The organism is Streptomyces odontomachi (assembly GCF_024435355.1).
In the GTDB taxonomy this organism is placed as follows: Bacteria; Actinomycetota; Actinomycetes; order Streptomycetales; family Streptomycetaceae; genus Streptomyces; species Streptomyces odontomachi.
Genome location: NZ_JAMJWG010000004.1, coordinates 326,370 through 351,702, shown reverse-complemented (window position 1 = coordinate 351,702; position 25,333 = coordinate 326,370). Strand labels below are relative to the sequence as shown.

The 25,333-nt window shown below is 71.1% G+C and carries 18 protein-coding genes; 8 read left to right on the top strand and 10 right to left on the bottom strand.

The window, feature by feature from the left end:
- Positions 1-56 precede the first annotated feature (56 nt).
- Complete coding sequence (locus NQO67_RS12345; protein ID WP_255949912.1) at positions 57-1,544, top strand: glycoside hydrolase family 28 protein; 1,488 nt, start codon at positions 57-59, stop codon at positions 1,542-1,544.
- A gap of 67 nt (positions 1,545-1,611) precedes the next feature.
- Here NQO67_RS12345 and NQO67_RS12340 read toward each other — a convergent pair whose 3' ends face one another.
- From NQO67_RS12340 to NQO67_RS12315, 6 genes are all read right to left on the bottom strand, one after another.
- The gene (locus NQO67_RS12340; protein ID WP_255949911.1) at positions 1,612-3,417 is read right to left on the bottom strand and encodes a sulfatase; all 1,806 of its coding nucleotides are present in this window, start codon (positions 3,415-3,417) and stop codon (positions 1,612-1,614) included.
- A complete protein-coding gene (locus NQO67_RS12335; RefSeq protein WP_255949910.1) occupies positions 3,414-5,375 on the bottom strand; it encodes a glycoside hydrolase family 2 protein in 1,962 nt (653 codons plus the stop codon). Before NQO67_RS12335 ends, NQO67_RS12340 begins: the two co-directional genes overlap by 4 nt.
- Before the next feature lie 72 nt (positions 5,376-5,447).
- Complete coding sequence (locus NQO67_RS12330; RefSeq protein ID WP_255950030.1) at positions 5,448-8,417, bottom strand: alpha-mannosidase; 2,970 nt, start codon at positions 8,415-8,417, stop codon at positions 5,448-5,450.
- Positions 8,418-8,560: 143 nt separating this feature from the next.
- Positions 8,561-9,469: a carbohydrate ABC transporter permease gene (locus NQO67_RS12325; protein ID WP_255949909.1), complete on the bottom strand. Its 909-nt coding sequence runs from the start codon at positions 9,467-9,469 to the stop codon at positions 8,561-8,563.
- Complete coding sequence (locus NQO67_RS12320) at positions 9,469-10,380, bottom strand: carbohydrate ABC transporter permease (protein ID WP_255949908.1); 912 nt, start codon at positions 10,378-10,380, stop codon at positions 9,469-9,471. The genes NQO67_RS12325 and NQO67_RS12320 overlap by 1 nt, the downstream gene beginning before the upstream one ends.
- Positions 10,377-11,717 carry an ABC transporter substrate-binding protein gene (locus NQO67_RS12315; RefSeq protein WP_255949907.1) on the bottom strand — a complete coding sequence of 447 codons (1,341 nt, stop codon included), beginning with the start codon at positions 11,715-11,717 and terminating at the stop codon, positions 10,377-10,379. The genes NQO67_RS12320 and NQO67_RS12315 overlap by 4 nt, the downstream gene beginning before the upstream one ends.
- Before the next feature lie 300 nt (positions 11,718-12,017).
- On the opposite strand from NQO67_RS12315, the gene NQO67_RS12310 reads away from it, so the two are divergent.
- On the top strand, positions 12,018-13,232 hold the full coding sequence (locus tag NQO67_RS12310) for an ROK family transcriptional regulator (protein WP_255949906.1): 1,215 nt from the start codon (positions 12,018-12,020) through the stop codon (positions 13,230-13,232).
- A 174-nt stretch (positions 13,233-13,406) separates the two neighbouring features.
- On the top strand, positions 13,407-15,422 hold the full coding sequence (locus NQO67_RS12305; protein ID WP_255949905.1) for a glycoside hydrolase family 84 protein: 2,016 nt from the start codon (positions 13,407-13,409) through the stop codon (positions 15,420-15,422).
- A gap of 94 nt (positions 15,423-15,516) precedes the next feature.
- Here the strand turns inward: NQO67_RS12305 and NQO67_RS12300 are convergent, their stop codons facing one another.
- The 3 genes from NQO67_RS12300 to NQO67_RS12290 form a co-directional block, all read right to left on the bottom strand.
- The gene (locus tag NQO67_RS12300; RefSeq protein ID WP_255949904.1) at positions 15,517-17,031 is read right to left on the bottom strand and encodes an FAD-dependent monooxygenase; all 1,515 of its coding nucleotides are present in this window, start codon (positions 17,029-17,031) and stop codon (positions 15,517-15,519) included.
- Between the two features lie 197 nt (positions 17,032-17,228).
- Positions 17,229-17,861, bottom strand: coding sequence for a HEAT repeat domain-containing protein (locus tag NQO67_RS12295; RefSeq protein ID WP_255949903.1), 633 nt, complete (start codon positions 17,859-17,861; stop codon positions 17,229-17,231).
- Positions 17,862-17,907: 46 nt separating this feature from the next.
- Positions 17,908-18,327 (bottom strand): RidA family protein, encoded by a 420-nt coding sequence (locus NQO67_RS12290; protein ID WP_255949902.1) that lies wholly within the window; start codon positions 18,325-18,327, stop codon positions 17,908-17,910.
- A gap of 160 nt (positions 18,328-18,487) precedes the next feature.
- Here NQO67_RS12290 and NQO67_RS12285 point away from each other — a divergent pair, with 160 nt between their 5' ends.
- From NQO67_RS12285 to NQO67_RS12265, 5 genes are read left to right on the top strand one after another with little or no spacing between them, the layout of a single operon-like run.
- A complete protein-coding gene (locus NQO67_RS12285) occupies positions 18,488-19,021 on the top strand; it encodes a cupin domain-containing protein (protein ID WP_255949901.1) in 534 nt (177 codons plus the stop codon).
- Positions 19,018-19,929: an acyl-CoA thioesterase gene (locus tag NQO67_RS12280; RefSeq protein WP_255949900.1), complete on the top strand. Its 912-nt coding sequence runs from the start codon at positions 19,018-19,020 to the stop codon at positions 19,927-19,929. The genes NQO67_RS12285 and NQO67_RS12280 overlap by 4 nt, the downstream gene beginning before the upstream one ends.
- 35 nt (positions 19,930-19,964) lie before the next feature.
- Positions 19,965-21,623 carry an AMP-binding protein gene (locus tag NQO67_RS12275; RefSeq protein ID WP_255949899.1) on the top strand — a complete coding sequence of 553 codons (1,659 nt, stop codon included), beginning with the start codon at positions 19,965-19,967 and terminating at the stop codon, positions 21,621-21,623.
- A gap of 10 nt (positions 21,624-21,633) precedes the next feature.
- Entirely contained in the window at positions 21,634-24,012 is a 2,379-nt protein-coding gene (locus NQO67_RS12270) for a bifunctional salicylyl-CoA 5-hydroxylase/oxidoreductase (RefSeq protein ID WP_255949898.1), read from the top strand.
- Complete coding sequence (locus NQO67_RS12265; RefSeq protein WP_255949897.1) at positions 24,005-24,463, top strand: acyl-CoA thioesterase; 459 nt, start codon at positions 24,005-24,007, stop codon at positions 24,461-24,463. The genes NQO67_RS12270 and NQO67_RS12265 overlap by 8 nt, the downstream gene beginning before the upstream one ends.
- On the opposite strand, the gene NQO67_RS12260 is transcribed toward NQO67_RS12265, so the two are convergent.
- Positions 24,443-25,252 carry a PaaX family transcriptional regulator gene (locus tag NQO67_RS12260; RefSeq protein ID WP_255949896.1) on the bottom strand — a complete coding sequence of 270 codons (810 nt, stop codon included), beginning with the start codon at positions 25,250-25,252 and terminating at the stop codon, positions 24,443-24,445. The genes NQO67_RS12265 and NQO67_RS12260 overlap by 21 nt on opposite strands.
- Positions 25,253-25,333: the final 81 nt, after the last annotated feature.

Here is a 25,333-nt window from a genome sequence, read left to right as displayed (position 1 = left end):
AACAGCACCCGTGAACACCCCTCCATGAACAGCCCTCCGTAACGCGAGGAGTTGCCGTGAAAGGTCGTCCCGGCCGTCCCAGCCGGCCCAGTCGTCGCAGCATCCTCAAGACCGGCCCAGGAGCGCTCCTGGCCACCAGCCCCGTGGTCGGCGGGCTGCTCGCCTACGGCGTGCCCCCGGCGCGTGCGGCCACCGGTGCGCGCGCTGGTGCGGCCACCGGCGGTGCGCCCTGGCCGGAGGCCGACCGCATCGTGCGGGAGACCCGGCGCCCCCGTATCCCGCACCGCACCGTCGACGTGCGCCGCTTCGGCGCCGTCGGGGACGGCACGACGGACTGCACACGTGCCTTCCGGGACGCGATCGACGCCTGCGCCGCACACGGCGGCGGGCATGTGGTCGTTCCGCCGGGCCGCTATCCGACCGGCCCCATCCGGCTGCGCAGCCGAGTGGACCTGCACGTCCAGCAGGGGGCCACGATCGCGTTCAGCACCGATCCGGCCGCCTACCTGCCCGCGGTGCTCACCCGCGACGGCGGCATCGAGTGCATGAACTTCTCCCCGTTCCTCTACGCCTACGGCCAGCACGACATCTCCGTCACCGGCGGCGGCACCCTCGACGGCCAGGCGGACAACGCCCACTGGTGGCCCTGGTCGGGCAAGGCCGCCTTCGGCTGGGAGCCCGGGGACCCGACCGGCGACGCCGACGGAGCCCTGCTGGCAGACATGGCGGAACGCGGGGTCCCGGTCCAGGAGCGGGTGTTCGGCCAGGGGCACTACCTGCGCCCGCAGTTCTTCCAGCCCTACCGCTGCCAGAACGTCCTCATCTCCGGGGTCACCCTCACCAACACCCCGAACTGGCAGATGAACCCGGTGCTGTGCACGAACGTGACCGTGCAGGGCGTCACCGCACACAGCCTCGGCCCCAACAACGACGGCTGCGACCCCGAGTCGTGCGACCACGTGGTGATCGACGGCTGCACGTTCACCACGGGGGACGACTGCATCGCCGTCAAGGCCGGCAAGAACGCGGACGGGCGGCGGGTCGACGTGCCGTGCCAGGACATCGTCATCCAGGACTGCACCTTCACCACGGGCCACGGCGGCGTCACCATCGGCAGCGAGATGACCGGCGGGGTGCGCCGGCTCTACGCCCGCGACCTGCGCATGGAAAGCATCGACCTCAACGACTGCCTGCGGCTCAAGACGAACTCGGCCCGCGGCGGCTTCATCGAGGACGTGTACCTGCGCGACACCGAGGTGCAGCACCTGAACAACGCGGCCGTCGAGATCGACTTCTCCTACGGGGAAGGGCCGGGACACGGTTTCAACCCGCTGGTCAGGGACATCCACCTGGCACGTGTCTCGGTCGCGCAGACGCACTACCCGATCCTGGCCAAGGGCTACACGGACGACCACATCACACGGCTCACCCTGGACGACTGCCGCTTCGACACGGCCACCGCCGACAGCGTGATCCAGTACGTGGACGAGGTCTCGTTCCACGACGTCTACGTCAACGGCGCGCCGGTGACACCGCTGCGCTGACGAACGACGACCCGGTGGCCGTCTCGAACCCGAGCCTCGTGCCGTGGGCCGCGCCGACCCTCCCGGCTCAGCTCATGGGGAAGAGGCGCGCCAGCTCGTCCGCGAGGCCGGCCAGCTGCTCGCGGTCGGGCTGGCCGGTGGCGGCGGACAGCTGGAGCAGGGACACGGAGCCGCGCACCGTCAGGAGTTCGGTGTCGGTGACACCGGGCACGAAACGGCGGACCGCTTCCACGGCCACCGGGTCGGACAACAGCACGGCCAGCGGGGTACGCAGGTTCAGCCTGCTCTCCGGGAACTCGTCGGCCCGTGGGGCGGGGGCCAGCGCCGCCGACTGCCGGGGCCGGTCGCGGTGTGCGGCGATCTGGAGGTGGGCGGTGGTCACCTGGTCGGGGCTGCGGGGCAGGCCCAGGCGCTCGTACTGGTCGGGCGGTGCGTCAGCGTCCCGGAGTTGCTCCACCAGCATCCGGATCATGCGGAGCTCCACCTCGTCGTCCTGGATCGGCCGCTCCTGCCGGGGATCGTCGGCCAGGTCGTACAGCAGCGCACCGAAGCGGAAGGGGTCGAAACCGGGGCCGGTTCTGGCGGGGGCCCGCAGGGTGGGCACGCCCTTGGTGAAGGTGAACGGCCCGGCGAGTTCGACGTCGACCAGTTCGTGCGGGGCGAAGCGGCCGCGCCCGTGGGTGGGCATCAGCGTGTGCTCGTGGAGCGGCCGGTTGGTCGCGTCGTGGCAGGAACGCATGTAGACCCAGCGGCCGTCGGTGATGTTGACGTGGCCGCCGAACATGCCGAAGATCGCCGATTTCCGGAGTGCCACCTCGCCTCCGGTGCCGTCCGTCGCCTCGGCCAGGGGGCGGCCCTGCATGTCGGGTGTGCGGTCGACGCCGAAGAACTCCAGGAGTGTCGGGGCGAGGTCGATCGTCTGGACGAGGCCGGCGTGCCGGCTGCCGGCGTGCGACGGCCGGCGCGGGTCGTGCACGAACAGGGGGATGTGCGCCAGCTCGTTGTACCAGGGCTGGACGAGCTTGCCCCACCAGCCCTTCTCGCCGAGGAGGAGGCCGTGGTCGGTGCAGACGACCAGCATGGTGTCGTCCCACAGGCCGTAGGTGTCCATGGCGTCCAGCACCCGGCCCAGTGAGTGGTCGCACATGGACAGCAGGGCGGCGTACTCGAAGCGTGCGTGGGTGGCCTGCTCGTCGGTCTCGGTGACCTTGTGGTAGTCCGGCCAGTCGAAGTGCGGGCCGTCGTAGTCGTGCGGATAGAGGTCCTTGTAGTTCTTGTGCGTGAAGAAGGGCTCATGCGGATCGAAGGTCTCGATCTGGACGAACCAGCCGTCCTCGGCCCGGTTGACGCGCAGGAACTCAAGGCCCGCGTCGAACGTGAGCGTCTGCGGGTGCTTCTCCTCCGTGTCCATGTGGGCGCGGTTGACCCAGTCCTGGCGCCACAGGTCGTTGCGGTTGCTGTGCAGGTCAGCGGGCGGTACCGGGTCGGCCACCTGGCCCTTCCAGGCGTCGCCCTCCTGGCCCCGGAAGAACTCCCAGGTGGTGTAGCGCCCGTGGTAGGTGGCGCCGCCGTCCTCCCAGTAGTGCTGGTGGTCGCTGACCAGGTGGGTGTACACGCCGTGCTGCTTGAGGAGTTCGGGCATCGAGTCGTCGAACGGCTCCAGCGGGCCCCAGCTGCGGTGCAGGAAGTTGTGCCGGCCCGTGTGGAGCTCGCGGCGTGCCGGCATGCACGGCATCGACCCCACGTAGCAGTTGTCGTAGGCGGTGGTGCGGGCCGCGAGGCGGGTGAAGTTCGGGGCGTGCACCCAGTCCGCGCCGTAAGGAGGCAGCATGTGCCGGTTCAGGCTGTCGAACATGACCATGATGGCCCTCATGCGTCGGCTCCTTCCGTGCCTTCCGCTCCGTCCGTGCCTTCCGCTCCGTCCGTGCCTTCCGCTCCGTCCACGCCTTCCGCTTCGTCCGCGGCCTCGTTCCGGGTGCACCGGAAGCCCTGCCGGCGTGCGTCGACCTCGATCGCCGCTGGCCGCAGCTGTGCCGCGCGGATGCGCTCGACGTCGAACTTCTCCGACCGGTCGAATCCGAAGATGCCGTTCTGTTCCTGGAAGACGTCGGTCAGCTGCGTGTAGCAGTAGCCGAACATGTCCGGGTGGTCGAGCAGGGCCCTGACCAGGCCGTCGAACCGGGCGTGGAACTCCTCGACGGTGCGCACCCGGTCGCCGTACCCCCAGGACGTGCTGGCGGACTGCGGCCGTTCCGCCTCGGCCGGGTTCCACCAGATGCCGCCGAACTCGCTGACGAAGAAGGGCTGGCCGCGGTAGCCGATGGACCAGGAGGCGCCAGTGCTGTCGGAGCGGTTCACGTAGGGCTCGCCGTCGCCGAGCGCGCGGTGGTTGGCCGTGAACGCGGCCGGGTCCTGCTCGTAGTCATGGCTGTCGAACACGTCGGACTCGGCGACGCGGTGGGCGTAGCCGGACGTGTCGAGCACCGGCCGGGAGGTGTCGTGGGCCTTGGTGGCCAGGAACATCCCGCGCATCACGTCGTCCAGCGCGGTGATCCGGTCGCCGTAGTCCTGCCAGGTCTCGTTCATCGGGCACCAGCCGACGATCGCCGGGTGGGAGTGGTCCCGTTCCAGCACCTCCAGCCACTCCTGGACGTACGAGGCGTCCGGTCGCTGGTTGGTGGACTGGCCCTCGCCGGTGTTGCAGCCCCAGTCGCCGAACTCGCCCCACACCAGGTAGCCCAGCCGGTCGGCGTGGTAGAGGTAGCGCTCCTCGAAGACCTTCTGGTGCAGCCGTGCGCCGTTGAAGCCGGCCGCCTGCCCGAGCTGGATGTCGCGCAGCAGGTCGGCGTCGCCGGGCGCGGTCATCAGCCCGTCGGGGTAGTAGCCCTGGTCCAGCACCAGGCGCTGGAAGACGACGTCGCCGTTGATCCGGATCTGCCTGCCGGTGATGGCGACGCTGCGCAGGCCGGCGTACGACTCCACGGTGTCGACGAGCCCTCCGTCCGCGTCCCGCAACTCGACGTCGACGTCATAGAGGTGCGGGTCCGCCGGTGACCACAGCCGGATCCGCTCCGGCGGCAGCGCCAGGCTCAGCCGGGGCGCCAGGTCGAGGTCGGCGCGTACGGTGCCGTGCACCACGACGCCGGCGGCGTCGCGTACGGCGATGTGCACCACACCGCCGGGCAGGTTCGCGGAGAGCGGCACCACCACGTCGAGCGCGCCGGCCGCCACGTTCGGGGTGATGCGGGGGCGACGGACGGCGACCGGGGGCACCGGTTCCATCCACACGGTCTGCCAGATGCCGGTGGTGCGCCGGTACTTCGCCGCGCGCGGCGCGTACGGCACCGACTGCTTCCCCCTGGCCTGCGGTGCCTGCGGATCGTCGCGCGCCCGCACCACCACGGGCACCGGCACACCGGCGGGGGCGGCATCGGTGATGTCGAAGCTGAAGCCGGAGAACCCGCCCCGGTGCCGCCCGACCTCGACCCCGTTCACCCACACGGTGGTGTCGTGATCGACCGCACCGAAGTGCAGCAGCACCCGGTCACCGGCCCACTGCGCCGGGACGGTGAGCAGCCGGCGGTACCAGACCGCCCGCATGAAGTCCTGCTCCTCGACCCCCGAAAGACGGGCCTCGGGCGCGAAGGGCACCACGATCTCGCCGGCCAGCTCCCGCTCGACCAGCCCGCGCTCCCGACCGGTGTCGGACCGGTCGATCTCGAACCCCCATCTGCCGTTGAGGTTCAGCCAACGCTCGCGCCGGAACTGCGGCCGCGGATACTCCGGCCGCGGCAGATCGGACCGTTCAACCGGCAACCGTTCAACCGACATGGACAGCCTTTCCGTCGTGCTCTGTGCTCTGTGCTCTGTGCTCTTGTGCTCGTCTGTGCTGGTCGACAGGGCTCAGGCCACCGGGTCGCGGAAGCGGAGGGTGAGCAGCTCGAACGGGCGCAGTTCGAGCTCGACCGCGCTCCCGGGTGTCGTCCCGCGGACCGCCGCGCCGTCCACGGCGCGCTCCAGCAGGTCGGTGGCGACGGCCTCGCGCCAGGAGAACCGGGTCCGCACGCTCGCGCGCGAGCGGTTGCCGTGTGCCTCGTACAGCCGCACGACGAGGTCTCCGGAGCGGTCCTCGGCGAGTTTGACGCTCTCCACGACGACCGCGCGATCGCTGACCTCGAACAACGGCTCCGCGGCAGCGCCCGGCACGGTGCGCAGCGGAAGGTGCAGGGCGTACCCGTCGGCGACGGCGTCCGGGATCCCACCGGGTCGAAGGCTCACGGAGAAGGTGTGTCGTCCCTGGTCGGCGGAGGGGTCCGGATAGCGCGGCGCGCGCAGCAGGGACAGTCGCGCGGTCGTCATCGGCCGGCCGTCGGGCGCCTGCGCACCCCGGATGTCATGGCCGTAGACGACGTCGTTGGCGATGGCGACGCCGTAGCCCGGCTCGCCGACATGGATCCACCGGTGCGCGACGGTCTCGAACCGGGCGGTGTCCCAGGAGGTGTTCTGGTGGATCGGCCGGTGCAGATGGCCGAACTGGATCTCCGAGGTGGCCCGGTCCGTCCGGACGTCCAGCGGGAAGGCGAGCTTGAGCAGCTTCTGCGACTCGTGCCAGTCGATGTCGAAGGCGTAGCCGATCGTGCCCTCGGACAGCCGGACGGACTGGGTGAGCACCGTACGGCCGCGCTCGTGGCGCACCACCACCGCGTCGTCGACGATGTCGATCGACGCCGGCTCGACGAGGTCGACGCCGCTGCGCTTGTCCTCGTCGTTGATGTCCCAGGCGTCCCACTCGCGTGGGGTGTCCCTGAACAGCTGGAGGACACCGCACGCGACCCCCCGCGGCAGCAGCTCCCGATCCGCGGCCAGGTCGACGACCGAGACGAGGGTGCCGCGCCGGTCGATCTCGACGTGCAGCGTCCCGTCGTCGAGCACGAACCGGTCGTTCACCCGGCGCGGTGCGGCCGGCTCGGGCGGCGTCGCCGGTCCGATGCCCAGCGCCGGCACGCCGTGCCGCGGGTACGGGCCGGCGTTGGCGGCGACCGGGGTGGCGTCGTCCGTGCCGCGGAGCGCGTCGAGCGCCGTGGTGATGAGGGTCGTCAGCTCGCTCGCCAGCCGGTCGTAGTCCCGTGCGGCGTCCTGGTGGACCCAGGCGATGGACGTCCCCGGCAGGATGTCGTGGAACTGGAGCAGCAGCACCCGCTCCCAGATGCGCCGTAGCTCGTCGTACGGGTAGGGGGCGCCCCGCCGGACGGCCGCGGTCGCCGCCCACAGCTCGGCCTCCCGGAGCAGCGCCTCGCTGTGGCGGTTGCCCCGCTTGCCCCGCGCCTGCGAGATCAGGGTGCCGCGGTGCAGTTCGAGGTACATCTCGCCGACCCACACCGGCGGCGCCGGCAGCTCCGCCTCGGCGGTGCGGAAGAAGTGGTCCGGGTCGTCCAACCGCACCCGGGGCGAGCCGTCCAGATCGTGCTTGCGCCGGGCCATGGCCAGCATCTCCCGGGTGGGTCCGCCACCGCCGTCGCCCCACCCGTACAGCCCGAGGACGTGCCGTGCCTTCCCCTTCTGGCGGAACGTCCGCTCGGTGCGGGCCAGGTCGGCGGCGCCGAGGTCGGAGTTGTAGGTCTCGGCCGGCGGGAAGTGGGTGAACACCCGGGAGCCGTCGATGCCTTCCCAGTGGAAGCTGGAGTGCGGCATCGCGTTGGTCTCGTTCCAGGACGGCTTCTGGGTGAGGAAGTAGCGGGCGCCGGCGGCTCGGGCGATCTGCGGCAGGGCCGCGGTGTAGCCGAACGAGTCCGGCAGCCACACCTCTTCGCTGTCCACCCCGAACTCCTCGGCGAAGAACCGCTTGCCGAGCACGAACTGCCGGGCCAGCGCCTCACCCCCGGGCATGTTGGTGTCGGACTCGACCCACATGCCGCCGACGGGGCGGATCATCCCGTCGGCCACCGCCCTGCGGACCCGTTCGAACAGGCCCGGTTGGCTCTCCTTGAGCCAGGCGTACTGCTGTGCCGACGAGGCGGCGAACACGAAGTCCGGGTGGTGTTCGGCGAGGTCCAGCACGTTGGCGAAGGTCCGCGCCACCTTCCGCACGGTCTCCCGGGTCGGCCACAGCCAGGCGCAGTCGATGTGGGCGTGCCCCACCGCCGACACGATCAGCGAGCTGTCCGCCGCGCGGCCGGCCAGCACCGGTGCGAGGACCTCGCGTCCGCGTGCGGCGCTGCCCGCCACGTCGTCGGGGTCCATGACGTCGACCATCCGCTCCAGGGCGTAGGCGATCTCCGCGCGCCGCGCTCCGTGCTCGGGGAGGACGTCGACCAGCCCGTCGAGGGTGGTCACGTCCTGGAGCAGCTCCCACACCTGGAGATCGCGGGCCCGCACCGACAGGTCGGTGAGCCGGTACAGCGGCCGGTCGCCGGCGGTCGCCCGGTCGCCCATCGCCGTGGGCTCGTACTCGTAGGGCACCTGGACGATCGGGTTCGCAGCCGCCTCGACCAGCAGCCGGAAGGGACCCGGCTCGGGCAGCGGGACCCAGGAGTTGTACGGCTCGATCGCCTTGACGACCTCCCCGTCCGGCCGGTACACCAGCGCCTCGGCCTGGAACCCGGGCTGATCCCCGGTGAACCCCAGGTCGACGACCAGCTCGGCCCGTCCCCCTGCCCAGCCGGCGGGCACCTCGCCGCGGACGTCGAACCAGGTCGTGTCCCAGGGGCGCCCCCACGACCGGCCGAGCGCGAACGGCTCGAACCGCTGCGTCACGGCGTCGGCGAACGGCACCGGCTCACCGCCGACCGTCCACGCGGTGATCCGGGTGGGACGGGAGTCGCGGTAGACGGCCGGCCGGATCCGGAACCTGGTGAACCGCCGGACCCGCAGCATCGTCAGCGCGATGGCGTCGAGCTGGACCCGACCGTTCGGATTGTCGGCAACCAAGAAAACGTCTCCTCTTGCTCACTGCGGGTTGCTTACTGCGGGTCGCTTACTGCGGGGCGGTGCCGGGCGGGCGGCGTGCACGCGGGCGGTCAGGACTTGAGGGCGCCGCCGAGGCTCGAGCGCATCAGATGCCGGCGCAGGACGATGTACAGCACGGCCGGCGGGGCCATGTAGACGACGGCGCTGGTGGCGAGCACGCCCCAGTCGACCTGGTTGAAGGCGGTGAACGAGCGGAAAAGGCCGATCGAGAGCGGATAGCGCTCGGGCGACTGCAACAGCACCAGCGGGGTGAGGAAGTCCCCCCACACGGCCATGAACGTCAGCATCGCCGCGGCGCCGAGACCGGGGCCGACCAGCGGAAGGACGATCCGCCGGAGCGCACCGAACCGCGTGCTGCCGTCGAGCCAGGCCGCCTCCTCCAGTTCGAAGGGAACGGCGTCGATGGTCCCCTTCAGCAGCCACAGGGTGATCGGCAGCGCCGCCGCTGCCTCCACCAGGATCAGGCCGAGGTAGCTGTCGTCCAGCTGCATCTTCACCATCAGCAGGTACAGGGCCACGATCGTCGCCGGCGGCGGGATCACCCTGATCAGCAGGATCGCGAACATGAAGGTGGTACGCCCGCGGAACCGGTACCGGGAAAGACCGTAGGCACCGAAGACGCCGCAGGCCAGGTTCAGTGCGGTCGCCGCGCACGACACGACGACGCTGTTCAGGAACAGTCGCGGGGTGTCGCCGTCGGTGAAGAACCGGACGAAGTTGGCCAGGGTGAACGCCGGAAGGCCGACCGTGGGGCCCCCGTCGGCGTCCACCGCCGTGAGCGCGACCCACGCGAACGGTACGACGCAGAACAGCGCCAGCAGCACCATCAGGACGTACTGCACCGTGCGCTGAATGATCACCCACGTCGGCGTACGCCGCCGCGGCTGCGGACGGACGGCCCCGGCGCCCCCACCGCCCTCGGTGGACCCCCGGGCCTCCACCGTGGTCGTGGCCGCCATCAGACCTCCACCCTGGCCAGCCGGGCGTACGTCAGGCCCAGGATCATCAGCAGCACGAGCAGGATCACCGAGGCGGCGCTGCCCAGGCCGATCTGGGAGTACTGGAAGGCGTGCTGGAAGATGTAGATGGAGGCCAGCTGCGTCCCCTGCCCGGGACCGCCCTGGGTCAGGAAGTAGACCAGCCCGAAGACGCCCACCGTCGTGATGGTGGTGAGCAGCACGTAGAGGAAGACCGGGCCGCGGATCAGGGGCAGGGTGATGTGCCGGAAGACCTGGAGCGCGCTGGCGCCGTCCATCCGTGAGGCTTCGATCAGCTCGTCGGGAACGTCCTCCAGCGCGGCCTGGAACATGATCATGGCGAACGCGATGCCGCGCCAGACGTTGATGATGATCACCGACGTCATCGGCGCGTCCTGGAGCGGGGCCGCCGCCCCGGAGCCGAACAGCCCGAGCAGCCGGTTGAAGGTGCCGTTCGCATCGGAGGACAGCACGCTCGCCCAGGTCAACGACGCGACGACCTCGGGCACCACCATCGGCAGGAGCAGCAGCGCACCGAACAGGCCCTTGCCGCGCAGCCACTTCTGGCGCAGCAGGAGGGCGGCGAGCATGCCGAGCACGGTCTGCCCGACGATCGCCGACCAGAACACGAACTCGCCCGTGCGGCCCAGCGAGGAGCGGAAGTCGTCGGAGCCGAGCAGGTTCCGGAAGTTCTCCAGCCCGACGAACTGCGGGTCACGGGCGGCGAACCCGGTCAACTGGGTGTCGGTGAGCCCGAGGTAGATGCCGTAACCGGCCGGCGCGATCACGAAGACCGCGATCAGGACGACCGAAGGCCCGAGCAGCAGCGGCAGCGCACCGCGCTCCCGCCGGCGCCGCCGCGGCCCGTCAGGCAGGGCCCTGGCGGTGGTCACCGGGCCACCCGCGTGCTGCCGAGCAGCTCCTTGGCCTCTTCGGCGAAGGCGTCGGCGGCCTGGTTGCCGTCCGCCTTGCCGGACAGCAGCTTCGCCGTGGCGCTCTGGACCGCCTGGGACACCTGGTCCTCGCCGTCGCCCAGCGGTGGCTGGGTGCAGCTGTTCAGCTTGGCCTCCGCCTCCAGCAACGCCGGCTCGTCCTTGTACGGGGCGGTGCCGGCCAGGCCCTTGCGCGGCGATACCGCCCCCACCGTGGTCAACTGCCGGGCCAGCGCCTCTCCGGAACTCAGCCACTTAGCGAGCTCGACCGCGGCATCGGGGTCCTGGGCCTTGGCGCTGACGCTGTAGACGAAGCCGCCGCCGCTGATCGAGTACGGCTTGGTGCCCGGCACCAGGGCCGGGTAGTCCCAGGTGCCGACCTTGTCGCGGACGTCCTTGATGGGCGCCGCGCCGTCGGGGCCCCAGTCGTACTTCCATCCCCAGCTGCCCTGGGCCGCCACCGGGAGCGTGCCCTTCGGGAACTTCTCGTACTTCGTGGGCTCCCACGGATTGGGGTTCTGAAGATCCCGGACCGGCAGCAGACCGGCCTTGATGAGGTCGTCGTACAGCCCGAAGGTGGCCGACACCCCCTTGCTCCTCAGCGTCCACTTCCCGGACTCGGCGTCGTAGAAGGTGCTGCCGGTACCGGCCACGAGGGGCAGGAAGCCCTCCGTCCACGATCCACCGCCCCAGGCGGTCCCGGCGGGCAGGACGAGCGGAGCCTGACCGGTCCTGGCCTTGATCTTCTTCAGCCGGCCGATCAGCTCGTCCCAGGTGCGCGGTTGCGAGGTGGCCACGCCCAGCCGCTTCAGCACGTCCTTCCGGTAGAAGAGGCTCTGCACGCTCGCTTCGTGCGGGACGGAGTAGAACCCCCCGTCCGGCTGGCGCGCGCCGTCCTTCACCGACGTGTAGTACTGACCCCAGCCGTCCCACTTGTCCAGGTAGTCGTCGAGCTTCAGCAGGTAGCCGGCGCCGGCCATGCCGGTCACGTTGCTGCCGCCCATGTCGATGACGTCCGGCGCGGTGCCGGAGTGCAGCTGCTGCGTGATCTTGGTCCGGAACTGGTCGTCGGTGAGGGCGTCGGCGACCAACTCGACCTTGACGTCTCGCCCCTGCCTGGCCATCGCCTTCTCGAACTTCGGCACCAGGTCCCTGACGACGTCGGCGCGGGCCTTCTGATACTCCAGCAGCTTGACGGTCACCGGCCCGTCCTCGCCCGAACTCGACGAGCAGGCCGTGAGCGCCCCTCCCAGCAGCATTCCGGCCGCGGCAGCGGCGAGGACGCGGTTGCGCCGCATGGCGTCACCCTCTCCTGACTGTGTTCCGTTCTACTTTTATCAAGTGAATGGGATAAAGTTTGGCGATCGTAAGGAGCGGGCTCGCGCCGAGTCAAGGTCTGATACCGAGGGATATCGGGGTGTGGCGTGCGTGTGGCGTGCGTGTGCCGGCACCCGCGGATCCCCCTCGGCCGGCTGTCGGCCATGGCTGCCAATAATCGATCCACTTGACTAAAACGCGGCTCATCGCCGGGTGACCCGCGGTGATTTACTTCGAGGCCCGCGGTGATCGCCGGTCGTCGCCGGAGCGAGGAGGTCGGAATGCGGCGCGGTAGCAACCAGCTCCGGGTGGCGGACTACAACCAGGCCGTGGTGCTGGGCCTGGTCCGTCGCTCACGCGGGGTCAGTCGAGCCGATCTGCAACGCGAGTCCGGCCTGAGTTCCCAGACCATCTCCAACATCACCCGCCGGCTGATCGACGACCACCTGATCCGCGAGAGCGCACCGGGCGGCAACACGCGCGGGCGCCCGAGCATCCCGCTGGTCACCGAGCCGGACGGCGCGTACTCGGTCGGCGTGCACATCGACCCGGCCCGGCTGTCCGCGGTGCTCCTCGACCTCGACGGCGAGGTCCGGCTGGCACGCCAGGAACCCACGCCGCAGGCCACCAACCCGTCGGAGGTGACCGCCCTGATCGCCGACATCGTCGACGGTCTGATCACCGAGGCCGGCATCGCCCGCGCCCGGCTGCTCGGCCTCGGCATCGCGGCCCCGGGACCGCTCGACGTCGACGCCGGACTCCTGCTCGACCCGCCCCAACTCCCCAACTGGCGCAACGTCCGGCTGCGCGCCGACCTCCATGCGGCGACCGGGCTGCCCGTGCTGCTCGACAAGGACGTCACCGCCGCCGCAACGGCGGAGCTCCGCGCCTGTCCGGAGGCGTCGAACTCGTTCGTCTTCCTCTACCTCGGCTCCGGCGTGGGTGCCTCGGTCGTGCTGGACAACCAGGTCATCCGCGGCACCACGAACAACATCGGCGAGGTGGGCGACCTCATCGTGGACCCCGATGCCGAACAGCTGGAGTGGAGCGGCCGGCGCGGCGGGCTGGCCGCGGCCTGCGTTCCGGAGGCGCTCGTACTCCAGGCGGCTCGCGTGGGCCTGATGCCGCTGCCGAACCTGAACGACTACGTCGCCGTCGACGACGCCTGCTCCACGCTCTGCGCCCTCGCGTCCGCGGGCGACGCCGTCGCCTCCCGCCTCCTCGACCGCGCGGCACGCCGGGTCGCCGTCGGCCTCGGCGTGCTGGTGAACCTGCTGGACGCCCCCCGGGTGGTGATCGGCGGCCCGCTGTGGAACCGGCTCAGCGCGGCGTTCCTCCCCGTCATCCCGGACCTCGTCGGCGGCGAACTCGTCGCGCGTGACGGGGTCGTGGTGCAGGGGTCCGCCGTGGGCGACCAGGTGGCGGCCCGGGGCGCCGCGGAACTGGTGATGGACCAGTTCCTGGCACCGCGGGCCTCGGCGTTGCTGGTGGAGTGAGGGGGCGGGTCCCGTACGGTCACCCGGGGGGCCGTGGTGACCGACTACCCACCTCGACGTTTCCTGTCTCGTTTCTTTCGTTGATGGCTGGATCTTGACACCAGCACCCGGTGGTGGTGGTTTAGACCACGTGTCACCACCCGCACACGGGTGGCCGATCAACGTGGAGGTGCTGTGCCCCGTTCCCACCACAGACCGTCCTGTCTCCCACTCCTCGGTGCCGCCGTCCTGACGTTCGGGCTGCTCACCGGCGCACCCGCCGTCGCGGCCGCCGGCTCCCCACCGGGGTCGGCGCCGGAGTCGCCGGCGTCGGACGCTCCCGGTGCCCTGCCCGTCGTCACGCCCACCCCCCAGCACATGGTGGCCGCCGGGCCGGCGCTGGCGGTGCCGGGGCGGGTCCGTCTCGTGACCGGTGACGGCGTGGACGGGCCGAGCGTCGACGTCATCCGGAAGGCGCTCACCGCGGCGGGTGCCGACCACGTCGACCAGGTGGCCGCGGGTTCCGCCGGCGGCGAGGACGCCGGGGGCGCCCGGCCGGGGCTGACGGTGGTGGTCGGATCCATCGGGGACCAGGCGGTGTCCGGGGCGCTGCGTGCCGCGGGCGGCAGCGTGCCGGACGACCTCGTCGCCGAGGGCTACTCGCTCGCGTCGAAAGCCGGGCCCGGCGGCGGCACCGTCGTGCTCGCGGGCAACGACGGCGACGGGATCTACTACGCCGCCCAGACGCTGCGCCAGTTGGTGACCGCAGGGCACCGCATCGCCGCCGTGTCGGTCACCGACCACCCGAGCATGGCGCTGCGCGGCAGCATCGAGGGCTTCTACGGCGCGCCCTGGTCGCACACCGACCGGCTCGACCAACTCGCCTTCTACGGCGACGTCAAGGCCAACACCTACATCTACACGCCCAAGGACGACACCTACCTCCGGGAGAACTGGCGCGACCCCTACCCGGCCGACAAGCTGGCCGACCTGCACGAACTCATCACGCAGGCCACCGACCACCACGTCGACTTCACGTACGCCGTCTCGCCGGGACTGTCCATCTGCTACAGCGACCCCGCCGACGTCAAGGCGCTGGAGACCAAGCTCGGCACCCTGTACGACCAGGGCGCCCGCAGCTTCTACATCGCGCTGGACGACATCAGCTACACCAAGTGGAACTGCGCCGGGGACCAGGACGCGTACGGTGCCCCGGGCCGGGGCAGCGCCGGCCGGGCGCAGGCCGATCTGCTCAATGCCGTGCAGCACGACTTCGTCGACACGCACGACGGCACGGCACCGCTCCAGATGGTGCCCACCGAGTACTCCGACACGGCCGACTCGGCGTACAAGTCCGTGCTGCGGGACCAGCTCGACCCGAAGATCGTGGTGCAGTGGACCGGTACGGCCGTCGTCCCGCCGTCGATCAGCGTCGCCGACGCCGAGGCGGCCTCCGCGGTGTGGGGCCGCAAGGTGTTCCTCTGGGACAACTACCCCGTCAACGACTACGGGCAGACCACCGGTCGGCTGCTGATGGCCCCCTACGACAAGCGTGAGGCCGGGCTCCACACCGCGCTGAGCGGCATCGTGCTCAACCCGATGAACCAGGCCGCGGCGAGCAAGGTCGCCCTCTTCGGCGGGGCGTCCTTCGCGTGGAACGACCAGGACTACGACCCCGACCGCACCTGGCGCGCCGCCGCCGGGTACCTCGCCGGCGGCGACCCGGCCACCACCCGGGCCCTGCTGGCGTTCTTCGACACCGAGCACCTGGCGCCCACCTTCGGCCCTGAGAACTGGCAGCCCCAGGCGCCGGAACTCGCCGCCCGCCTCGCCGACTTCACGGCGGACTGGGACTCCGGTTCCCGCACCCGGCGGGAGAGCGCGCTGCGCGACCTCGGGTCCTACGCCCGGCTGCTCGCCGGCGCACCGGAACAGATCCGTGCCGGGGTGTCCGACCCGGCCTTCCGCGCGGAGACGGCGCCCTGGCTGGACGCCCTCGACCTGTGGGGCGACGCGCTGACCGCCACCCTCGACGGCCTGCGTACCGAACTGCACGGCGGCGACCCGCAGCCGTACTTCACCCGGGCCGCCGACCTGGCCGGCCAGGCCGCCGCGATCACCACGATCCCGGGCACCACCCGACCGCAGGGTCCGGTCAAGGTCGCCGACGGAGTCCTGGACACCTTCGTCAGCCGGGCCCCGTCGCTGTAACGGCACGCGAGGTAACGGCATGCGCGCGTGGCGGGTGCCCGGGCGGGCACCCGCCGACGCCACCCGGCGTGCGGGCGCGGCACTACAGGAGCCGTCAGCCGGTGGGTGCGCCGAACCAGCGGGCGAGGTGGGCGTCCAGGTCCTGCTGGTCGTCGCCGATCCAGGCGACGTGGCCGTCGGGGCGTAGCAGGACGCACGGCACATCCAGTGCCGCCGTGGGGTCGGCGAGCCGGTCGACCCGATCCGACCAGGCGCCGGCGGTCAGGCGATCGGTGCGGTCCAGCAGCAGGCCGCGGCCGCGGTGCAGCAGACCGTAGAGGTGGCCCTGTGCCACGTCGATGTCGGGCAGCCGGCGGCCGAGCAGGTCGGGGCCCGGGCCGAAGTCGTAGCGGATGCCGATCGCGGTGATCTTCTCGACCAGACGGCGGTTCACCTCGTCGAAGTCCATCAGCTCGGTGAGCAGCCTGCGCACGGCCAGCGGGCCCGGTTCGGTGGAGTGCAGCTCCATCTGGGCGCGGGTGTTGTCCAGCACGTCCTCGGCGACCGGATGACGTTCGGCCTGGTAGGTGTCCAGCAGCGTTTCCGGGGCCCGGCCGCGGACCTGCGCGGCCAGTTTCCAGCCGAGGTTGAAGGCGTCCTGAACGCCCAGGTTGAGGCCCTGCCCGCCGGTGGGCGGGTGGATGTGCGCCGCATCGCCGGCCAGCAGCACCCGGCCGACCCGATAACGCTCGGCCAGCCGGGTGGCATCGCCGAAGCGGGACAGCCAGCGCGGGGAGTGCACGCCGAAGTCGGTTCCGGCGACGGCGCGCAGCCGTTGTTTGAAATCCTCGAGAGTGGGCGGCTCCGCGCGGTCGCTGACTCCCGTGGCGGGGACCACGACGCTGTACACCTTTTCACCGAAGGGCCGGAGCCAGAATCGCTGAGTGGTCTCGCGGATCTCGGCCATCCTGGCGGTGATCTCCTCCCGCGGCACCCCCACTTCCATCTCGCCCATCAACGTGTCGTTACGCGAGGGCTCCCCGGGGAAGCCGACGCCGAGCAGTTTGCGCACCGTGCTGCGCCCGCCGTCACAGCCGACGAGATAGCGCGAACGCAGCTGCTCCCCTCCCCCGCCGGCTACGCCCCCACTGGCCAGCTCGACGGTCACACCCTCGTCGTCCTGCTCGAATCCGGCCACCGCACAACCGTGCCGGACCTGCGCACCCAGTCCGATCGCATGCTCCTCGAGCAGGCGAACGACGACCGGCTGCGGGATGCCCAGCAGATACGCGTACGCGGAGTCCAGCCCCTCGGGGGCGGGTTTGGGGATGGCGGCGAAGAGACCGCCGGCCGGACGCCGCCTTCCGTGTTCGAGAAGGCGATCCAGCAGGCCCCGCATCGCCATCAGCTCGAGGCTGCGCATGTGCAGACTGACGATGCGGACGTACGACACGGGCTCGGTTTCCTTCTCCAGGACGAGTACCCGTACGTCGTGCAGTCGCAGTTCGGCGGCGAGCATCGCGCCGGTCGGCCCGCAGCCGGCAATGATCACGTCGAACACGGGGGGAGTCCGATCGGGGCCGGAGGTGTCGTCCGGCGACGGCTCGGCGGTGAGATGCGGAGAGTCCACAGGTGTTGCCTTTCGGGAGTGCCTCGTTGGCCAGGCGCTCCCGGCGACACCTATGTCAATCGCCCGACCGTGACGGGAAGGGGGAGCACCCATATCGATACAGCGTTCATGGGTCTCACCTCCTCGGGCGGCGTCACGGGCCACTGCAAGCTACAAGGCCGGGCGTCACCCCGTCCAATCATTTCCCGGCCGCGTGATCACGCCTGTGCGCGGCCCGGCTCGATGACGCCGCTCTCCGCCAGCTGTTCCAGGGCCAGCCGTGCTTCGCGGGCGACCTGCGGGTCCCGGTCCGTGTCGGCGATACGGGCCAGGGCGTTCTCGAACTCCGGCCAGGCCGTGTAGGCCATGGCCCAAAGGGCTGCCCTGCGTACCGGCGCATCCTCGTGCCCGGCGGAGTAGGTGACATGTTCCACCACGGGTTCCACGGCGTGCGGCGGAGCGCCGGCGCCCAGGCGCAGGAGCGCTTTGGCCCAGCCCGCCGGGTACACGTGGACGTAGCAGTCGTCGAGCAGCTCGTCGAGGGTCCATACGGCGAGGCCGTTCTCGATGTCCGCCAGCGTTGCCTCGGCTGCGTCCGCATGGGCGTGGGCCGTGACCATGTAGTGCACGTCAGCGAACTCGTCCACGACGTAGTGGACGGATCCGCCGTCGTCCACGGCCCACTTCGCCTCGTAGCAGAGGCCTCCCTCGGGGGCGCCGGCCGCGTCGCCGGTGTCCCCTACGAAACGCCATCCGGAGTTCTCGGCGAACGCGCGGATCGTGGGGGCGTCGACGTGGTCCCTGAGGATGAGCCTGCGGCTTGTACGCATGAGGTTCGGCACGTTCGGCATCGACCGAGACTACCGACCTGAGGCGTGCTCCCCCGGGTGCCTCGGGTCAGGTCGCGCTGGTGCGCAGCCGGTCCCGCGGGATGACCGCGACGCCCAGGATCTCGACCAGGGCCTCGGGCTGCCAGAGCGCCGTGCACCCGATGCCCGCCATGGCGGGATAGCCGGTGCCGACCAGCTCGCGCCAGACGCGGCCGATCGCCTTCCCGTGTGCCTGGTAGCCGGGGATGTCCGTCAGGTAGAGCGTCACCGACACGAGGTCCTGCGGCTCGCCGCCGGCCTCGCGCAGCGTGGTCAGGACGTTGCCCAGGGCCTGGCGGAACTGTTCGACGATCCCCCCGGGGACGATCCGCATGTCGGCGTCGAGGGCTGTCTGGCCCCCCAGGTAGAGCGTGTTGCCCACCAGCGTGCCGTGCGAGAAGCCGCTGGGTGCGGGGAGCGTGGCGGGGTTGACGGCGACGGGGAGCATGGCGCCTCCAGAGGTGTGTACCGGCTGTCGGTTCTCGATTCCGGTGTTGACAATATTTGACGGTCGTCAAAAATGCTACATACATTGTGGGCGCGCCGCGCTCACCGACATCGCACCCCTGTGCAACCCATGTCATCCAGCGCCTGTGAGGAGCTGTCGCATGCACCCGTCCGAGCACGACCACGAACACCACCTCGTCGAAGGTGGCAACGAAGGTCGCCACGAAGGCCACCACGAGGGTCACAACAGCCGGTACGCCCCGAGCGACTCGGGACTCGTCGTCCCGGTCGTCACGCGCGGTGGGCTGGAGACCGGAGACACCGGCCAGTCCGCCGGGGCCTCACGCATCTCCGGTGTGAGCCGCCGGCACACCCCTGCGACGAGGCTCTGGTTCGGAAAGGTGAGCAACGAAGGGAGCTTCCGTTCGGTGCCGCACCACCACGGCGAGGCCGAGACCGGGGGCTACGTCCTGGCCGGCCGAGCCCGGATCTACTTCGGCGAGAAGTACGCCGACTACGTGGACCTCGAAGAGGGCGACTGGGTCTTCGTGCCGCCGTTCATGCCGCACGTCGAATGCAACCTCGACCGCAACCGGCCGCTGACCTGGATGACCACGCGCACCCCTGACAACATCGTCGTCAACCTGCCCGACGTGTCCGACACGGAGCTCCGCCACTGGCAGGACCGTCCGTGACCGCCGTCGCGCTGCGCGGGGCCACCTCGCAGAACTTCTCGGACGCCGTCACCCTCGTGGAGACCGCCCCCGAGTACCTGGACCTGGCCTTCACCGCGACCACCCAGCCGTGCCCCTGGCCCAAGGCGTACGGCGGTGACATGGTCGCGCAGGCAGCCTGCGCCGCCATGCGGTCGGCGCCCCAGGACAAGGCCCTGCACTCGATGCACTCCTACTTCATGCGCCCGGTCGAGATCGGCGCCGAGGTCCGGTACGAGGTCGAGCGGCTGCGGGACGGCCGCGGCTACGCCACCCGTCAGGTGCGGGCCTACCAGAACGGCAAGCCCGTCTACGTCACGCTCGCCTCGTTCGCCACCGGCGAGCCGGGCCCCGAGCACCACACCGACCTGGTGGACGACCTCCCGTGTCCCGAAAGCCTGCCGACGTCCGAGGAGTATCTGCGCGGGCGGACCGGCGGCACCATGACCGCCGGGACCCGGGCGTACTGGAGCGGCGGGCGGGGCTTCGACATGCGCCATGTGCCGGGTCCCGTGTACCTGGAGGTGGACGGCCCGGCGGAGCCGCACCAGGCCGTCTGGCTGCGTCCGTTCGACGCGCTGCGTCCGGTGCCGGGGCTGACCCGGCCGCAGCGCGACGTCGCAGCCCTCGGCTACGTCTGCGACTTCACCATCCTCGAACCCCTGCTCCGTGCACTCGGGCTCCCCTGGGCCCGGCCCGGGCTCGTCACGGCCAGCCTGGACCACGCGATGTGGTTCCACCGACCGGTGGTCGCCGACGACTGGCTGCTCTACGTGCAGGACGCGGTCGCCGCCACGGCGGGCCGGGGGCTCGCCACCGGGCGCTTCTACACCCGCGACCGCCACCACCTGGCCACCGTGGCCCAGGAAGGCATGATCCGTACCGTCTGATCCCCGTGCCCCGCGGTGGCACCGGAAGGACCCCGATGGACCTCACACCCTCCGCTCACGCGGACACCTTCGCCCGCGATCACCTGCCTCCCCACGACCAGTGGCCCACCCTCGAGTTCACCACCGACGCCCTCCGGCAGCCCGACCGGCTCAACGCCGCCACCGAGCTCATCGACGTGCCCACCGCCGCCTTCGGCCCGGACCGCCCGGCGCTGCGGACGCCTGCCGGTGAGGTGTGGACCTACGGCGAACTCCGGCGCCGCGCCAACCAGGTGGCGCAGGTCCTGGTCGAGGACTTCGGCCTGGTCACCGGCAACCGGGTGCTGCTGCGCTCGCCCAACAACCCGTGGGCGGTGGCGTGCTGGCTCGGGGTGCTCAAGGCCGGCGGCATCGTGGTCACCACCATGGCGGCGCTGCGCGAGCGGGAACTGTCCCCCATAGCCGACAAGGCACGTCCGCGCTTCGCGCTCGTCGACCACCGCCATGTCGCCGACGTGCGCGCGGTGCGGGCCGAGGGCGCATCCCGGCTGACCGTGCTGGCCTTCGGCGCCGGCGACGACGCGGACCTCGTCGCCCGCTGCGCCACCAAGTCCGGGGAGTTCACGAACGTCGCGACGGCTGCCGACGACGTGGCGCTGTTCTGCCCGACCTCGGGCAGCACCGGCGTGCCCAAGCTCACCGTCCACTTCCACCGCGACCTGCTCTCCGTAGACGCCGCCTTCGGCCGGACGATCCTGAACCTGCGGCCCACCGACGTGGTGTCCTGCACCGCGCCCATCGCGTTCACGTTCGGCCTGGGCATGCTCGTCGTCTTCCCGCTCAGGGCCGGCGCGTGCGCCCTGCTCACCGAGGCGGTCACACCCGTGGAACTGGCCGGTCTCGTCGTCGCGCACGACGTCACCGTGCTGGCCACCGCGCCCACCGCCTACCGGCAGATCATCCGGGGCGACCGGCTCGGCGAGCTGCGGCGGCTGCGGCTGGCGGTCAGCGCCGGCGAGCACATTCCGCCCAGCCTGTGGGAACAGGTCCGTGACGAGATCGGCCTGAAGATCGTCGACGGCATCGGCGCCACCGAGCTGCTGCACATCTTCATCTCCGCTGCGGGGGACGACATCAAACCCGGCGCGACCGGACGGCCGCTGCCGGGATACCGCGCGACGGTCCTCGGCCCCGACGACCGCGAGGTCCCTGCGGGGGTGGCGGGGCGGCTGGCCGTCATCGGGCCCACCGGGTGCCGCTACCTGGACGACGCCCGGCAGTCCGGTTACGCCGTGGACGGCTGGAACGTCACCGGTGACACCTTCGTACGCGACGAGGACGGCTACTTCCACTACCGGGCCCGCACCGACAACATGATCGTCTCGTCCGGCTACAACATCGGGGGCCCGGAGGTCGAGGAGGTCCTGGACACCCATCCCGACGTCGTCGAGGCCGCCGTCGTGGCACGGCCGGACAGCGAACGCGGCGCGGTGGTCTGCGCGTTCGTGGTGCTCCGGGCCGGTGTGACCGGCGACGACGCCGTCCGGGCCGCGTTGCAGACGTACGTGAAGCAGCAGCTGGCCCCGTACAAGTACCCACGTGACATACGGTTCTGCGACTCGCTGCCCCGCAACGCCAGCGGCAAGCTCCAGCACTACGTGCTCCGCCGGATCGTCACCGCCGAGCAGGCCGCACGGCCTGCCGCCACGCAGTGAGAGGAACCCCATGAAGATCGCAGTCATCGGCGGCGGCCCCGGCGGCCTCTACTTCGCCGCACTGATGAAGCAGCTCGACCCGCGTCACGCGATCACCGTGTGGGAGCGGAACGCGGCCGACGACACGTTCGGATTCGGTGTCGTGTTCTCCGACGAGACCCTCGGCGCGATCGAGACCGCCGACACCGTCGTCCACCGGCAGATGGCCGAGCGGTTCGCGCGGTGGACCGACATCGACGTCGCCATCGACGGCCACACCACCACCGTCGGCGGGCAGGGCTTCGCCGCCATGTCGCGCAAGGAACTGCTGCGCCTCCTCCAGGAGCGGGTGGCCGACCTGGGTGTCCGGGTCCACTACCGGACGGCGGCACCTGACGTCGACGAGCTGCGCCGGACCCACGATCTGGTGGTGGCCGCCGACGGCCTCAACTCCACCGTCCGCGCCAGGTACGCCGATGTCTTCGGACCCCGGCTCGACCGGCGCCCGAACAAGTACATGTGGCTGGGCACCGACCGGGCCTTCGAGGCGTTCCGGTTCCTCGTCAAGCAGACGGGGTGGGGGACCATGCAGGTCCACGGATACCCCTTCGCCCGATCCGGGTCGACCTTCATCGTCGAGATGCACGAGGACGTCTGGCGCCGCGCCGGATTCGACGCCACGGAGCACGCGGCGCTGCCACCGGGCGCGTCGGACGAGGTCTCGGTGGCACGGATCGCGGAGATCTTCGCCAAAGAGCTCGACGGCCACCGGGTGCTCACCAACAACTCCAAGTGGATCAACTTCACCACCGTCCGGTGCGACCGCTGGCACAGCGGCAACGTGGTGCTGCTGGGCGACGCCGCGCACACCGCCCACTTCTCCATCGGCTCGGGCACCAAGCTCGCCATGGAGGACGCCCTGGCGCTGGCGGCCTGCCTGCACGAGAACACCGGGGTGACCGAGGCGCTGACGGCCTACGAGGGGGAGCGCCGGCCGGTGGTGGAATCCACCCAGCGGGCGGCGCAGGCCTCCCTGGAATGGTTCGAGAACATCGGCATGTACGCCGACCAGGACCCCACGCAGTTCTGCTTCAACCTGCTCACCCGCTCCCGGCGGATCACCTTCGAGAACCTCAAGGAGCGCGACCACGCCTTCGCCCGGCGCGTCGAGGCGGACTTCGCACGCGCCCAGGGGCACGGGCAGACGGTTCCCGCGATGTTCCAGCCGGTTCGCATCGGCGGTCTGGAACTGAAGAACCGCGTGGTGGTCTCGCCGATGGACATGTACTCCGCCGTCGACGGCGTGGCGAACGACTTCCACCTCGTCCACCTCGGCTCCAAGGCACTCGGCGGCGCGGGCCTGGTCATGACCGAGATGGTGTGCGTCTCCCCGGAGGGCAGGATCACGCCCGGCTGCACCGGCCTGTGGCGGGACGACCAGCGCGACGCCTACCGGACCGTCACCGACTTCGTGCACGGCCGCAGCTCGGCGAAGATCGGCCTCCAACTGGGCCACGCCGGCCGCAAGGGGGCCACGAAACCGATGTGGGAGGGCATGGACGACCCGCTCGACACCGGCGGCTGGGACGTCGTCGCGCCCTCCGCGGTGCCCTACGGGCCGGGCAGCTCGGTGCCGCGCGAGATGACCCGCCAGGACATGGACCGCGTCGTCGAGCAGTTCGTCTCGGCCGCACGCCGCGGTGTGGCGGCCGGATTCGACCTCATCGAGGTGCACGCCGCACACGGCTACCTGCTCTCCTCCTTCCTCTCCCCGCTGGCCAACCACCGCACGGACGGCTACGGGGGAACGGCCGAGGGCCGGCTGCGCTTCCCGCTGGAGGTCTTCGACGCGGTCCGGGAAGCCGTCGCCGGCCGGGTGCCGGTGACGGTGCGCATCTCCGCCTCGGACTGGGCCCCGGACGGCAACACCGAGCACGACGCCGTCGAGATCGCCCGCGCGTTCGTCGAGCACGGCGCCGCCGCCGTGGACGTGTCGTCCGGTCAGGTCGTCAAGGAGGAGGCGCCGGCCTACGGACGCTCCTACCAGACCCCGTTCGCCGACCGCATCCGTCAGGAGGTCGCCGGGCCCGCCGGTGTCCCCGTCATGGCGGTCGGGGCGATCTCCTCCTACGACGACGTGAACACGATCCTGCTCGCCGGCCGCGCCGACCTGTGCGCACTGGGCCGGACGCACCTCTACGACCCCCACTGGACGCTGCACGCGGCGGCCGAGCAGGACTACCGGGGCGCGGCGGCCCAGTGGCCGCTGCCGTTCCGGGCCGGCCGGCGCAGGCCCCCGACCTCGCGGACGGACCGGGTACCGCCGCGGTTGGCGCTGCTGCGGGAGGACGCCGCGGGCCAGGACGTCCACCTCCGCTGGGTGCCGCGTCGCGAGGCCGCCCATGTGTGACGCCGCCGGCACGGGCCGCGTCCAGGCCGTCCACCGCAGCCGGGTGGAGTGGATGGACACCGACGCCGCCGGCCACCACCACAACACCGCGATCGTGCGCTTCGTGGAGGCGGCGGAGGCCGCGCTCGTCGCCCGGTGCGGCCTGGACGGCTATTTCGGAGCGGCGCCACGGGTCAGGTTCGAGGCCGACTACACGGCACGCCTCTGGTTCGGCCAGCAGGTCACCGCCGTGGTCTTCGTCGAACGCGTCGGTACCTCCTCGCTCACGCTGGGCTTCGAGGTCTGGGGCGAGCCCACCGGCGACCACCCCCGTGCGCTCGCCGCGAAGGGGCGCTACGTCACCGTGTACCTGCCGCCGGGGCACGAGTCGAGCGTCCCCTGGCCGGCCGCGTGGCGCGCCGCACTGCGCGGGGCGGCTCCGCGGCGGGCGTCATCCGTGGATGACGCGTAGGGCGTGCTCGTGCGCCCGGGAGCGCAGCAGCGCGTTGAGGTCGGTGAACAGGTCCGCCGCCTGCTCTCCCACCCACCCGTCAGGCAGCAGTTCGAGCGGTAGCCCGGGGTCGCGGTAGGGCAGGCGCCGCCATGTGGTGAGCATCGGAACGTAGCTCTCGAACGCCGCCCGCACCGGGTCCTCGGCCTCCTTCAGGCGGGCCGGCACGTCCTGGTAGGCGGCGACGAACTCCCTGTACTCGGCCTCGATCGCGGCCAGGTCCCACCACTCGGCGACGCGCTGCTTGAGCTCGACGAACGACTCGCAACGGGAGTGGAAGAGGTCCGCGTTCTGCTCCAGCCCCATGCGCTGGATGGCGCGCCGCAGGTCGGGGCGGAGGCCGGGCGGCGCCACCAGCACCCCGGAGGCCACCGTCCCGCATCCCATCTGCAACAGCGCGGTGCGGAAGCTGTGCCGGCGATCGCGCTCGGACTCGGGGATGGAGAAGACGACGAGCATCAGGCCGTCGGACACCTCGGCCCGGCGCTGGGAGAAGATGCGCACATCGCCTTCCCGCAGCATCTCCAGGGCCTGCTGCGACAGGCTGTATCCGGCGGCACGGCCGACCTTGCACGACTCCAGCACCCCACGGCGCTTCAGCCGGGAGATCGAGGAGCGCACGCTCGCCGCGTCGATGCCGACGTCGGCCAGCAGGCGCACGGCAGAGGAGACCGACAGCCAGTTGCGTTCTTCGCGTGCGTAGAGCCCGTACACCGTGAAGATCAGCTGTCGGGGTGCGAGGTTCGGCATGGGGAGAAGGCTAATTGCTGACACGGCACGGAGAGAGCCCCGATCCCCCGAGGATCCCTCCCGAAACCCCGAGACCAGCGA